The organism is Enterobacter cloacae complex sp. 309I3, assembly GCF_050031595.1.
GTDB lineage: Bacteria > Pseudomonadota > Gammaproteobacteria > Enterobacterales > Enterobacteriaceae > Enterobacter > Enterobacter cloacae.
Genome location: NZ_JBLGWI010000002.1, coordinates 1 through 13,521 on the forward strand (window position 1 = coordinate 1; position 13,521 = coordinate 13,521).

General features: G+C 45.3%; 14 protein-coding genes and 1 pseudogene. 11 read left to right on the forward strand and 4 right to left on the reverse strand.

Annotated features, from left to right (window positions below; all coding sequences use genetic code 11):
* From ACQG22_RS23675 to ACQG22_RS23715, 9 genes and pseudogenes are all read left to right on the forward strand, one after another.
* A pseudogene (locus tag ACQG22_RS23675) lies at positions 1 to 185 on the forward strand (hypothetical protein); the annotation flags it as partial.
* Between the two features lie 171 nt (positions 186 to 356).
* Entirely contained in the window at positions 357 to 1,313 is a 957-nt protein-coding gene (locus ACQG22_RS23680) for a hypothetical protein (protein ID WP_000149830.1), read from the forward strand.
* Positions 1,314 to 1,576: 263 nt separating this feature from the next.
* The gene (locus tag ACQG22_RS23685) at positions 1,577 to 1,852 is read left to right on the forward strand and encodes a hypothetical protein (RefSeq protein WP_001004201.1); all 276 of its coding nucleotides are present in this window, start codon (positions 1,577 to 1,579) and stop codon (positions 1,850 to 1,852) included.
* A gap of 44 nt (positions 1,853 to 1,896) precedes the next feature.
* Positions 1,897 to 2,487: a hypothetical protein gene (locus tag ACQG22_RS23690; protein ID WP_369706997.1), complete on the forward strand. Its 591-nt coding sequence runs from the start codon at positions 1,897 to 1,899 to the stop codon at positions 2,485 to 2,487.
* Between the two features lie 7 nt (positions 2,488 to 2,494).
* Positions 2,495 to 2,752: a hypothetical protein gene (locus ACQG22_RS23695; protein WP_001371933.1), complete on the forward strand. Its 258-nt coding sequence runs from the start codon at positions 2,495 to 2,497 to the stop codon at positions 2,750 to 2,752.
* A gap of 73 nt (positions 2,753 to 2,825) precedes the next feature.
* Positions 2,826 to 3,362, forward strand: coding sequence for a hypothetical protein (locus ACQG22_RS23700; protein ID WP_000107167.1), 537 nt, complete (start codon positions 2,826 to 2,828; stop codon positions 3,360 to 3,362).
* A 16-nt stretch (positions 3,363 to 3,378) separates the two neighbouring features.
* Positions 3,379 to 3,825 (forward strand): hypothetical protein, encoded by a 447-nt coding sequence (locus tag ACQG22_RS23705; protein ID WP_000549069.1) that lies wholly within the window; start codon positions 3,379 to 3,381, stop codon positions 3,823 to 3,825.
* Between the two features lie 90 nt (positions 3,826 to 3,915).
* Complete coding sequence (locus ACQG22_RS23710; protein ID WP_000119428.1) at positions 3,916 to 4,878, forward strand: DNA replication terminus site-binding protein; 963 nt, start codon at positions 3,916 to 3,918, stop codon at positions 4,876 to 4,878.
* Positions 4,879 to 4,887: 9 nt separating this feature from the next.
* Positions 4,888 to 5,793 (forward strand): hypothetical protein, encoded by a 906-nt coding sequence (locus ACQG22_RS23715; protein ID WP_001198595.1) that lies wholly within the window; start codon positions 4,888 to 4,890, stop codon positions 5,791 to 5,793.
* A 301-nt stretch (positions 5,794 to 6,094) separates the two neighbouring features.
* Here the strand turns inward: ACQG22_RS23715 and ACQG22_RS23720 are convergent, their stop codons facing one another.
* Complete coding sequence (locus ACQG22_RS23720) at positions 6,095 to 7,270, reverse strand: tyrosine-type recombinase/integrase (RefSeq protein ID WP_000795949.1); 1,176 nt, start codon at positions 7,268 to 7,270, stop codon at positions 6,095 to 6,097.
* 169 nt (positions 7,271 to 7,439) lie between these two features.
* On the opposite strand from ACQG22_RS23720, the gene ACQG22_RS23725 reads away from it, so the two are divergent.
* Both ACQG22_RS23725 and ACQG22_RS23730 read left to right on the forward strand, forming a co-directional pair.
* The gene (locus ACQG22_RS23725) at positions 7,440 to 7,652 is read left to right on the forward strand and encodes an Hha/YmoA family nucleoid-associated regulatory protein (RefSeq protein ID WP_001285422.1); all 213 of its coding nucleotides are present in this window, start codon (positions 7,440 to 7,442) and stop codon (positions 7,650 to 7,652) included.
* Between the two features lie 360 nt (positions 7,653 to 8,012).
* On the forward strand, positions 8,013 to 9,095 hold the full coding sequence (locus tag ACQG22_RS23730) for a hypothetical protein (RefSeq protein ID WP_001232447.1): 1,083 nt from the start codon (positions 8,013 to 8,015) through the stop codon (positions 9,093 to 9,095).
* A gap of 165 nt (positions 9,096 to 9,260) precedes the next feature.
* Here ACQG22_RS23730 and ACQG22_RS23735 read toward each other — a convergent pair whose 3' ends face one another.
* From ACQG22_RS23735 to ACQG22_RS23745, 3 genes are read right to left on the reverse strand one after another with little or no spacing between them, the layout of a single operon-like run.
* Complete coding sequence (locus ACQG22_RS23735) at positions 9,261 to 10,760, reverse strand: helix-hairpin-helix domain-containing protein (RefSeq protein ID WP_001284318.1); 1,500 nt, start codon at positions 10,758 to 10,760, stop codon at positions 9,261 to 9,263.
* 25 nt (positions 10,761 to 10,785) lie between these two features.
* Entirely contained in the window at positions 10,786 to 12,423 is a 1,638-nt protein-coding gene (locus ACQG22_RS23740) for a PP2C family serine/threonine-protein phosphatase (RefSeq protein ID WP_000081060.1), read from the reverse strand.
* Positions 12,423 to 13,463 (reverse strand): TerY-C metal binding domain-containing protein, encoded by a 1,041-nt coding sequence (locus tag ACQG22_RS23745; protein WP_001253656.1) that lies wholly within the window; start codon positions 13,461 to 13,463, stop codon positions 12,423 to 12,425. The genes ACQG22_RS23740 and ACQG22_RS23745 overlap by 1 nt, the downstream gene beginning before the upstream one ends.
* Between the last annotated feature and the right edge of the window lie 58 nt (positions 13,464 to 13,521).

Genomic DNA, 13,521 nt, shown 5'->3' on the forward strand with positions numbered 1-13,521 from the left:
TTGCTTCAATTATCAATGTGCCGGTGATGATGGAAGTAAGATTGATCAATAAAAGAGGGCGTGTTGTCTGTGATTCTTCGCATTCAACTTACGTATCTCTCGAAAGTAATGACCGATACAGAGTAACTGATCGCACATTACTAATAACTGAAGCTTTTGACGATTTTCGTAACGCGTCTCAATGATCCTTTTGCTTCAGTCCAAAAAAGTAACTTTGGTTGGCTGAAGACACTTGTCTATGACAATGTAAAATCTGTCGCTGGCATCTTCTTTTAGCTTAACCAAACTTTTATCTAACCCAGTGGGGAAGTCGCTTCCCTTCTGGGGCACTTCCTCTCAAATTTGAGGTAGTGTATATGACACATTCATCTGATGATAAAAACTATGTCCGAGCAGTTCTGAGCTATCTTGGCATAGATTTTGATGAGGCGGATATAGTATTAAGTGTTTGCCATTGTCAAAGTGACGAGCTTTCTTTTACCTGTAATATCAAAGCTATTGAACTCAAGAATGCTGTTGATTTATATGTCGATAGTATCTCTGAGAATGAAATAGAAGCTTTAAACAGAGAATCTTTAAAATCTCGACTCTGTTACTTTCTTGAGGTGTTTGACGCAGTCTCTGGTCAGTACCTTGAGATTTCAGGAAAACACTTTGCAACTAGCCGTTTTGAATATGATGATGTTTGTAGTGAAGTTCTTAGCATGTCTAATGATGTTTCTCAGTCGAAAGGTTATGACCGGGATGAATATAACAGACTGATGCAGGTTGATGGTCAGGTTATGATTGCCCGTTTTGCTTTGCAACAGTTCTGGGATACTCATTTTATTGGACTAATAACATTTGTATCTGAGTCTATAACATCGAGCCTCTATAAAGCTTATGAAACTTTTAGTGATATAAGTTTGGCTTGCTATAAACTGAGTGAATATTCTTATTCACGCTCTATCAACAGTGAATTGACCCTTAATATTTCACTTAAAGAAAATGACTTCTGTGAGGACCTATCTGATTGCTATATGGAAGATGAGGCTTTACCTTCTGGTAGGGTAATTTCTCGACGCAACAATGACTCCATAATAAGTATTTATGAGAGCTATGCTGCGGCTTCTTATATTCCGATGATTGCATCTTTGGAAGTCGTTGATGAATACGGCGAAGTGGTTACTGACCTCTGCCATACCGTTTATGTTTCAGAGTTAACCGGTGGGCGGATTAAAATCCACGACCGTAATGACTTAGTATCTGAAGTTTTCGATAACCTAAGAAATTTAAATCTTGCAGTTGGAGATTCAGTTTCACAAGCTGCTTGATTCTTTCCCTGATTTTGATTTTTTCTCACATACTCTTATGGCACGGTTTCCGTGCCTTTTTTTTGCCTCGCTTACAAGCGTCTACTCCTCTTCTACCTATCCCACCTTACATCACCACTTAAAATCTATCTTTCTAATTCCATTATCCTTTTCGTAGCCTCTAATGCTCTGGTATGAACATACTCTTTAAACTCAAAAAAGTGCTATTAACGAAAAAAAATCCCTAAAGAGATTTGTATACTGTTCTCAACCAAGGAGAGCTCATGAATGAACTAAAATCCAAAAACGAGAACAGTACCAAAAGCAACTTTCCCCCGGTTGATAATCAGTTTTGCTTTTACCATGTTGATTTCAGCATAGAACGACTACTTTCAACGGCCGAGGATCTCCAGCTTGAGTACATCTTCCAGAAACCTGGAAGTGAAGTAAGAAAGGATTTGGTTGAGCGATTCGAACGTGGAGAGCGCTTTGTTACAGCTTCACACTGTGACAATTTCTGTGAAATCCTTGGTTGTCAAGGCCATCAGGAAAATGCATAAACCCATAAACCTACATTTCCACTTTTAAGGATGTTCACTAAAGAATGATTGAAGAAAGTATTTTTGACTGGGTAATTTACGGAATATCCATTTTGATATTTGCCTCAGCACTAATTGAAGGAAAGACAACTCGCTACCCAGCACTTTTTTTCTATGGGAGTTTAATTTTAATGTTAATCCTGATAGTTGCTGGAGGCCTTAACTGGTGGTTCTACAGGTCAAAATATGGCGCAGTAATCGTTATCTTCACAGTGGTCTCTTTACTGATGACTCGATTCCGCCTGGTCATATATAAATTAAGATTAAGAAAGTTAGTTTCAGAAATCAGATTTCGTATAAAAACGGGTTTTCGTATAATTCTTGTTTTGTCGGATAATGAGGATGAGCGTAATGTTCTGCTGTCTATGCTTAGCAACGTATTGCCAGAGCAAACGCTTATTCACACGCGTGATGCTCTCGGACCTCATTCAGAGCCTATCCTAAAAGCTCTTGAGCTACATCATCAACAGGGAACAGGTTACATACTCGTCTGTGAACAACAAATCTCAGCGCGTACGTGGTTGAGTATCGTAGAAAATGGGAAACCTGATACATCTATAGCTGTTAATTTTCATTCGATCCCAGAAATGGAGTGATTTTTCAATGAGTAGAACCGTTTCACAAAGTGTCACAGAAGATTGTCTTTTTGATACCCGCACACAAGTCAGATTACAACTAAGTCGAAGCGTTCATAAAACGCTGGCATCTGCTAAAGAAATTTTACAGGGAAGGGGGGTTGATTCGGTCTCTATTGAAGATCTTGTGCGAGCCTGTCTTGAAGAGAACCAGCCAATTGATCTAGCCTCACTTTACCTTGAAAATCTCTTAAAACAGAAAGGTACCAGCATTTGCGATTTTTAGTGTTTTCAAACCTATTAGATAAAATGCCGGTTGTGTTTATATAACATCAATAATTTCATGCAACAGGTAAAACATGAGTACTCAAAAGCAACTTTCCAGAACTACCGGCACTGAACGTATGTTTAAGGAAGAGCTGGCGTTATCCTTAATTTGTTGGGTTTTCACCAGTCCTTTTACCAACTGGACCGATAAAGTCTTCAGTGGTATTGAAGTTCCGTCTGAAGGACCGTCATCATTACGGGGTGAGACAGAAAAATTCTTTCGTTTTGTCGTTAATGAAGAAGGCTACGACGCAGGAAGGGCTGCTATTGGTCTTGACCTATGTTGTTTTTCACTTCCGTTGTGTTTGTTCCCGGACGCTGCCCTGTCTGAGGAAGAGGTTATGAGTAAGTTAACCGGAGAAGTTATCCATGGAATTCTTCTTTCCTTACCTGAGTTTATTGATATGCCAGAAGTGCTCGCTTACCAGGTCAGGGATGAAATTCTTGCTTTTAACACTCGCTGTGGAGACGGGATCTTTCATGGTTGGAACACGGCTTCAGAATTGTGGAAGTTTGAAATCTTTCCCCGCACCACCATCATGATGCAGCATACTTCGGCAATACATTAAAATTAGGCGGGGCAGAATGCATAAAAAACTTTTTCTTCTCGAATGGAAACCCTGTCAGAGCCGCGTATGGGCCGGTTGGATGGCCCTGTGGTTGACTATCAGTTTTCTGATGTTATCTGCCTTGCTTATGACAGATCATCTCCTGAACAAAGTCATCCTGCCGCCAACATGGTTGTTGATCTGGTTTTCGCCAATGCTGGGGTTTTTGATAAAAGTTCGCGTCGTCGAAACTCAACATTTCCTGGAGCATGACCTCTGTGTTGCAGGTTTCTCTTTTTACCGCTGGAAGAGGTTAGTTTCTCCCGGGCTTTGGTCAGTTGACTGTATAAATGGTCGTTTTCGCCTCAATCGGATCACCCAGGTGGGTAAGACTATCCACTATCCATGGCGTCTCCATTATCATCCTTTGTTCATGAGCCCTATCGAACATAAATCGCATGCTGTGAAAGCTGTTTCAAAATGACTTCTTTAGAGGTTTACATGACATTTATGTTCTGCAAGGTCAGCCTGGGCAGCAAAATTGATTGGAAATAACATGAGCCTGGAGAAACGTATGAGTTATGACGATTTGCCCTATTTTCGTGACCAGATTCTGGAACGCATCGACTCGCTCAAGTGTTTTCTTTCGAACACCCCCCCGATGATGGCAAACCTGATGACTGTCTCCACCGTATCTAGAACAGAAGAGCGCTTGAAGCAGGTTAAACCCATCAGGGTTAGTATTAAAGACGATGCTTCGGTTGAGGAAATTATTCAGGCACTTACTGACATCTGTGTGGATGACATAGAGTCATTAAGTCATGATTCCACCAAAGTAACCACTAAATACCCGGGTCTAATCATTGTCCCCGAAAGAGCAGATCTTCTCGAAAGCTTGATCACTTCTATAAACGAAGCAAAAAATGATTTTGCTGCGGCAATGAGGCGTATCGATAATAAAAAGAATGTCCGTTTTGATAAAGTGCACAAGAAGCTCCCGGGCCTTGTCGCTATGCACTCAACAAGAAATATCCTTTTCATCAAGTCCCAGCTTAAAAAAGTTACTTTTTCATGGCGGCTAAACCGAAACCAGGAAGTTAAAACAGCAGAGCAACTTGTGAGTTTGTTGGAGCGCAGGAGAGCCTCAGAAGTAAAAAATGTAGCAACTACCAATTTGAATGTCGTGTCTAATATCGATAAGGCTTTACACCGTCTTGAATTTCACCCACTGAAGCAGGGCGAATCTTATCGCCTTTGTCGAACTAACTCTTTCCCTGTTCCGATTGCTCACATTTTTGCATTTAGGCCTGAAGGGCAGGAACGAAACGGGAATAAATATGCTGAGACTGATTATTCAGTAGTAAAAGCATCCTTGCCCATTTTCGCAGCAGGCAACATACCTCAATTAAAAACGCTCTCTGACTGGGCTCCTGAAAACAGCCAGGGTCCGTCCAACCAACGGAAGCTGAGCCTGAAATATACAGAACTCGTGCCGGGGGCTGAGCTGGGCATTTTCATTGTCAGCCCCGAAAATTAAGGAACAACAATGCAATGGATTTCCACAGCCAGCCAGAAAATCGATGAGCGTCTCTATCGTGTCTGCGTCTGGGTAAAAAAATATCACGCTGATGCGATTAACCGCGTTGTGCTAACCGTTGATCTAAGTAAAGCCCGACATGACCCTGACGAGGACCAGGTAAGAGCAGAGCTGCTGTGCGGCCATTATTTTTTGCTTCGTAAGGAAAACGCTTCGAACTCTGCGCCTGACGATCAAAAGTTTGCTTTCCTGCCTGACGGGCGCAATCTGTGTTGGCAGACCGCAACCCCGGTGCTTCAGCATCTCCTACTCAATAAAAACGTTCCTGAGTCGCTGAGGTTGCTTACGGACTACATACATATGCGTCTGGCCAGGCTGACAATGGTACCTATGTCCGGAACCATCATGAACGAGGCTCTGCTGGACAGCATCAGCTGGGTTAAGGTGGATTTGACCTACTTCTGGCAGTACGAACAGCTCAGCTCTCATCTGGGACCCATCCAGATAACCCACAAGGCACTTGTACGCTTCGGGCACCTGGCAAAGAATGATGAAAACTCCAGTGCCATAAGAATTCTGCGTCAGCGTCTGTCTTCAGAATTCTTACAAGAATTTCAGATGGCTGAGGATGAGCTAAAGCGCAAACAGTCGTTGATGGGCACCATGGACGTGAAAATGCTGTTTCATGCTCATTACCCCAGCCAGAAGATGCTGGTGGCTCGATATAAAAATGGTTGGGTAATGGTGGATTGTTTTCTGTTTCACCATACCAAACCTAAGAAAAAAGCAAAAAACAAAACTACTGTGGCTAAGCCTCAACTTAAACAGACTAAAAGAGAAGGGAGTGAAAATGGAACTGGGCATTATGGTGTGCATCGTGTTGTTACTCTCAGTGGCGGCGGCGTGGATCAGTAATAAGACAGTTGATTTGCTCGAAAGATTCTATTTCAAGCGTCCGCTGAGCATGGAGTACGCGGCATGGCTACGTGTAATGTGTGCAGGCTTGTTATTAGTTTTTATTCAGGTTGCTCCCCAATTTACACTCCTGTATACCCTTAAACTTGTCACGCTTATTAATCTTGGAATCCAGACAATGAAATTAAATGGCGTGTACAAATATAAAAGGACGGGAATTTTGCCTCCGGGAGGGGCACTCTCTAATCTCACCAGACTTAACCCGTTCAAGAAAAAATAAAGTTATGCGCCCGTGAGGGCGCTATTCATCAAAGGCATTTCGCATAAGCTTGATCATGGCTTTTTTACCAGCTTCAATATTGCGAATGTAGCGCATAACCATTTCTTCATTCGACCAGTTCCCCATTTCCATAATCTGTGGTAGCGAGTAACCTTCAATATCCAGCTGTATCGCACCGCCTACACGAACGCTGTGCCCTGTCCAGTAACGGGTTTTAGTCTCATTTGGATAAAGCTCATTCCACATTTCTTTAAATGCCCGTAAAAGGGAATTTTTGCTGAGCATACCGGCATCGTCCACAGTGTCTTCCTCATCTTCATCGTTCAGAAGACTTTGTTTAGCACGGTAGGGCAGGTTATGCCGTTTAAGAAGCTCAGATAGCTCATTCCCTTTACTCCGAAGCTTCCAGCCGGGTGGCATATAGCCTGTATCATGGAAATTTACGGCCTGGAAAAGGTATTCATCCGGATGACTGTGCTGATCCATTTTCACAAGGTTCATCAATCTCAAGAGGCAGTTAGTTAACTGACGTGTCAGCCGGTAGGTAAGAAGTGTACTGATGTTCGTTTTTGTACGGTATACCGTCAGGTTAAATTCACCGGTCATACTATCCAGAGACAGATCTTTCAGACGTATACGGCGAATTTCGGATGAACGGAGCAGTGTTTCAAAGCCTGTCCAGATCAGGCACAGGTCACGAAGCTTACGAACTGAGTTTGTAGTACTGCGTAACTTTATCAGAGCCTTGAGATCGCCAATAAGAAAGGGAGTTGCCTGTTTAGTCGTCTTTCGCTTCCGGGCTTCCGATTGTTTTAAGGCTTCCAGCATGTACCATGCTTCAGACGTAATAATCCCGGGCAGGTTAAGCCCTTTTTTATGGATACTGTTTAAGGCCTGAAGACAGCTGTTTATGCTGCTTCGTGACAATTTGCCTTCAAGATGCCCCATAAACGCCAGCAGAGCTTCCTCAGACACGGGGAGCGAACTTACTGGCCAGTCTGTATGCAACCGGGCATTCGCCTGATACCATTCGTTCCATACTCGTAGCCAGTGCAGATAGGTTTTAGCTGTGTTGTATCTCAGATGGGAAAAGTAACGGATCAAGCGTGAAAGCTGTTTATCATGGTTGCCGAACGTTTCCAGCTGCTGATGCAATTCGCTTTCCGAAAACTGTCTGATCACTGATTGATTCTTCATCCTGCTCACCGGGATACACTGGTTTTATTTACAGTCATTTTAGCACTCATGTACCTGGTTATGAACAGGGTGGAAACAACGAAAAAGGTTGTGAAATCGTTAGGCTTAAGTGAAAAATGATATTAAGATTATCCCTGGCCAGTTGAGGCCTGTCTAAAGAAGGTTGATTATGTCTGACACAAAGCAGTCTTATTTAATGAAATTCCGTAAGTGTAGTTCGTTCGAAACGCTCGAAAAAGTATTTGAAAGGTTATGTGAAAAAAACTCGGGTGTCGCCTCTCTTGAAATTTCTGGTGCTTATGATCATCGTAAAGCTGAACTGACAATGAAAAAGTTATATGACAAAGTTCCTGCGAGTGTGTGGACCTTTGTTCGCGAGTAATTATTGATATTGGCACAACAAAAAGACTGTGTCTGGATTTGAAAATAGTTTATGCCCCTTTCGGGGCTAAAGGCACTGTAATAGCCTGTCTTTTTAACTTTCTTATTAAGTTCGGAGAAAGACTTTAATCATAAGCCAAGCCCACTGCTAAATACATCCGATATTCTCCTTAATTTTAGAAGTTGTGATAAAAGTTACTTTACCTAAACTTCTCTCTCCATATTTGTAAGGCTCTCATTTGATTCTTGTCAAACATTAATCTGGAAAACTAAAAAATCATTTCTTTTAATTCGTTTTACAGAAATCCTCCTCCGTTATTTCGGATATAGTTTGAATAATTATCAAAAACGGGGTGCAGCCATGCGTAAGAGTTACACATTTGGTATTCCATTTGGACTCCAGAGAGAATCAGGACTCTTTTTAGATATTACAGAGGTCAGCCGGGGTATCGACTGTAACTGCATCTGCCCCGCTTGCAAAACTGATCTGTTAGCAAAGCAGGGGGAGGTCAAGCTTTGGCATTTCTCACACAGTACTGCTGTAGCCGGTGACTGTGATGGTCTGATGGAAGCCATCCGGGGAAAAATTATTGAAGTCATCAACGAGCACCAGGTTCTTGGTTTCCCAAATCTTCTCGCTGGCGACGATGGTGGGCCGGTTTCACTGAATGAGGTTATTGGAAGCGGCAGTATGTTCGGAGGCACAGCTGATCTGTTCGTAAAGGTTAATGATTTATGTGTGGCCGTCTTTCTGGACAGGGATCGTAGCATTTCTGCGAAGTTAACCTTTGACCACCTTCATCCTTCCGAAAGAGTTGCCGCATTGCGTATCGATCTTCCAGATATTGAATATGAAATCAGTCAGGTGCAGCTCGGGCGACGTAAAACAACATACAGTGAGTGCATTGAAAGCCTGATCATTGATGAGACCAGTTCCCGGGAATGGCTATATCATCCATTAATGCATGAACTTGAATCTGAACCTCTTCAGGAGTATCGGGGACGGGAGCCTTCAGAGGAAGGGCCTCTTCTTCAGCGCCTTGCTGACTGTAAGATGAAATTGCCTGATATCCTTCCGGGCAGTCATAACGCGTTAGTCAGGTTACAGCAGGATACGATTGTATGTCTGTGTCGGTTAACGGTTCGGGCTTATGACATCGCTCAGACCGATGAATTTCCTTTGTTCCTTCGCTATTTCAGGTTGCACTGCCTGGAAAACAGCGAACATGTCAGTTACGAAAGACTGATCTGCTGGCAGGAAATGATTTCAAAAACCCAGGAAGGCCAGTCCTTGACACAAAACGAACTTGAATATCTTCATGAGATTGTCCGCATCGCCTTATACAATCACCGGCTTAACAATGTCAGTATTTCAGATGTTAAAAACCATGACACAGGAAAGGAGAGCGGCAGGGTAGAGCCACAAAACTATTCACTCTTATAAATAAATTGGGCTTTGCGCATTAAACCCTTGCCGCAGGAGGTGTACCGCATATCCGGCACAGACAGTCAGTTTTTCTGGCAGCTTAAATTTGACACAGCTTAATATAGTGATTCATTAAACAGGTTCAGTATGCTGCCAGAACGTTTTAGTCGTTATGGGCGTCCGTTAGTTTTCTACTAACTGAACGACGACCAGCCTGCCGCCTTCCTCCTTTGACAGAACAAACTGAGCGTTATTCGTCAGTTCAATTTTTTCCCCAATGGCAATCTGTCGTTTATCCGGTAATGACATAAGCCCATTTATGCCTTCATTTACTAACCACCACTGATCGTTATGGAAAACAAAATACCCAACTCGTTTCCTTTGCAAATCGGTTGTACGCTCATTTGGCGCAATGAGGCGATTCACATGCCACGCATAGATTGACTGCCCGCTCCACACCATCAACCGGTGGTCGTCAGGACGATAACTGCCTTCCTTTCGGGAAGAATATAAATTTAGAACCGGTAATTTACCCTTGTATGGCGTACCGCAGTAGGGACAAACCGGCTTTGTCTTACCCGAGAAAACGTACCATTTCTGTTCACACGCCTTGTTCTGGCAGGGCTGTATCAGATCGACTGTTTTAACCAGGGCGCTTTCCCACTCATCGGCGGTCGGGCGTTTAGTGGCATCGTGTAAGCCATCTATAAAGGCGCGCTCAAACAAAGGTGTCAGATAAGGGCCCATGATGGTGTAAGGAATTTTCTCCGGGTCAGCCCAGGGCAGTGAAAAGGACGATAGCTGACTGACTTTGACTGCATTGCTTTTGTCTGTCGGATGTTCAATGAAGAGTGCCTTCTCACCCATAGATAAGGTCTCATCACGTACTTCATCCGACATGTCATGTATTTTTCCGCCACGTAGCGGATGACGGAAGAACAGATACATGTAGATAAGCACCGACAGCGCATGACGGTCAGTAGTAATGCTTGGCAATACGCGGTTCGGATCCTCTTTGGAAAGATGACTGGTTTTCACCACTTCCGGAGCGATAAAATCCGGGGTGCCCACCACGTCGGGAGGATACTTTCCAGGGACAACCAGGCCGTCTACGTCAATGATGCAGGCATGTCCCATTTCTGGATCGATAAGCACGTTTTTATAGCTTAGATCGCTGTGACAGAGACCTGCCGCATGCATCCTTCTGACGGCTCTTGTCAGCAGCAGACAGACCTTGAGATAGGTAAGCGTATTGCCTCGTTCACGTGGGTCGAGAAATTTGTTCTGGTTGCTGGCGCTGGCAAACCATTTGCCTTCCTTTTCACGACCTTTTATGCCAAGAAAATCATCGTTTTTAGAGCCGTATTTAAAGAAAAAGTAGCTTTTGTAGGTTGGAACCACGATGCCGATTTTATGCCCATGCTCAACAACATGGGTCGGCCAGCAAAACAGGTCCTTCCAGTATTCACCTCCGGACTGGCCAAAAATGTTTTGCCTGTAGCGTCCGGTGATCATATCAATCCGATCCCGGGCCTGCTCGTTCTGCGGTTTATGATAAAAAGCGACGACGTATGATTTATCAGGCGAAAAGTAAACATCCTTCATCGAGCCCGAACCAATTACCTCGTCAACATACTGGACTGTTTCGCCGTCCTTTGTTTTGCACGTAACGATATTTGCCATATTGATCACCGAAAAAGCGTATCCCTTACCACAACACCGCAATAGTGCGGTCATCATGGTTCCCTGTGGAGAAAAAGTTAAGCCAGTCGCCTAACCTCTCAGGCGCAATACTGGCGTCTGTAAGGACAGGGTTGAGCTCATCAACGAGACGGGTCCATTTTTCGTCACTGCGAAGCCCATTATCCGTCTCAAACAGAGGGTCTGAGACGCCGTCTGTCATGAGGATCAAGTGAGATACATCATTCCATTTACCCACGCTGATGCGGCCGCTAAACGAGGGGTCTGCGATAATGCTCTGGTCAAGGAAACGGGTTTGTCCTGCGTATTCTCCGCTATCGGGATTTCCCAGTATCCTGACTTTACCGGAAGGGCTGTATGCACCTATCGCACCATCACCAAGCCAGAATGCAGTCGCAAACAGCTCGTTATCAGTTCGTAGCGCTACAGTTGCCAGAAGGGTTGTTGAATAGGATTTCACAGGTTGTTCTGCACAAATGGCTTCGTTCTGGATACTGTTGACCGCGAGCGTAGCTGCCTGTTTAAAATGATGAAGCATGGCGTTTATTGTTGCCTGCTGATCGCTCCCTTCCCACGCCGTGATGTGCTGCTTTAAATGGACGCCTTTCACACCACTGAGCTGATTTAAAAGGTAATCGCCAGCCGTTTTGACTGCAATCCGGGAGCCTTCCCGGGAATTTACCGCACTACCGGCTCCGTCTGCGACCAGCATGACAGACCATCCTGTTTCCTGGCAGTGGTTGATGTAGAAGTCGTCATCTCTGAAGCTTCCGGCATGCTCATGAGAGCGTCCCCGGCGACTGGCGGCAGCAATACGTATATCACCCCTGACCAGGCCAGCAGCGTCCAGATGGGACTTAGGGTAGGGAGCGTCTGCTGGTGGCTCTACCACCTTCCACAGGCTTCTCGGATCGGGATTGATTATAAATAGCTGTTTTGTTTCACATTCGTCGTGCGACGTGCATGACCAGATTACTGAAAGCTCTATATCGCCGCTTTCGGTGGGAGTACCTGTCAGCAACTCCTGTTCTTTGTCAAAAGACAGGCCAATGTTCCGGGGAAAGACAACGTCCCTGACAGTAGCCTGCTGGCCCTCACCCAGAACGATAGCAACCGGCGAAGAGAAACGTTCGCCTGCGCGGGCGTTGGGGATCGTTATTTTAGCTCTCGGGGGAACGGCAGGTGGCACAGCTAAGCTGGCCCGCTGCTGGCCTGTCGGTATCTGCCCGGGTTTTAATACCAGGGAAGACAGGTTTTCGTCTTCCCTCTGTGCTGGTTTATCAAATTCGTAATAAGGCATCAGCTTCCAGAACGGAGGATGAGGCTCATTTTCTGGCAGGGGTTGCAGTGCTGATGTATCGGTAGCGTCAATGCCCGGGTTATCAGCAACACTTACGACCGTTTGTTGCTGATCGGAAAGACTGGATGCTGACGAGGCGGCAATCTCTGCGTCGTTATCACCTTCGCTAACCCGCGCAGATAAACCCTGTGCAAGGCTCTCAATCCGCTCTTTAAGCCGCATAATTTCTTCGGTAAGGGATGGGTCCTGCGATAGAAGTAAAAGCCGCTCACCTTCAACAGGGTGGCCCAGCTCAGACAGAACTAAGCGGATAATCTTCTCTTCAAGTAAAGCATTTTGCGACATCAACCTCTCCCTCTGTTTACGTCGAAGTTAGTGTTTCCGCCATCATTGCTGAATGACAGGCCTGTTTCACACCACGGGCAGATCACGTCATCCGGGCCGTCAATACACAGCAACTTTCCGCATGAGCACAGGGCAAACGCACTGGCATTACCGCAGTGGGGGCAACCCGGTACGCCATGCAGTTCGCTGGTATTTACCTGCAAACCGGTAGCGGTGGCATCTGACCACGCAAAATAGTCCTCATCGATGGGATAGCATCCGGCAATATTAAAGCTGTTCAGGTTCAGACTGAAATCGAGCCCGGAAACCCTTGCTGGTGGCCGTTCATACTTCATCAGGTACGGACGACGGGTCTTGCTGCAACGGCCGGTAAGCGTAACGCAGTTTTCGTCGTACGCTTTTACTGGCTCGTCCTTGGCCAGCCGGACTATGTATTCAGTCTGGCTGAGCTCAGGTTGTTTGTCGTCCCCGACGCTGCGGCTGTGCGCCGTAACCGAGGCCGTGATCCATTTGATGAAGCGGGTAAAGTCCCCTTCCTGAGATTCGGTGAACAGCATGACATTCTCTGTCAGTTGCCGCAGGATATTCAGGTCCGCTGACGGCCCCAGGCCAACGGCAATGAGATTCACTTTACTCGCGTAGTGATCCTTCCAGCGCTTCACTTCTGCGGTTGTGTCGTCAGTCGGACGTCCGTCGGTAAGGAGATACACGACGGGTTTCCAGTCGCCTTTAGCCTCATGAGTGGTTTTTCTGACCTGGGTATCAATTTGCACGGTCAGCTCACGCAATGCAGCTCCAAGGCTCGTACCGCCGCCAACGGGAAGGCGGGGAGGGTAGAACGAGGCAATTTCGTGAAGAGGTACAATCGTACGGGCTACACCGGCAAATGCGATTACCGAGACCCAGGCTGTTTCAAGTGCGTGTGGATCCTTTCTTAAATCTCCGACGATCATTTGCAGACCATCAGTCATTTTTTTCAGGTTTTCACCAATCATGGACTCTGAACAGTCCAGGACAAAAAACACGGGAAGGCGTCTCATAATTTTCCTCGTACGGCTGGTACGGCCAGCAGAAAACGTTGCTGTACAGAAAGGTGCT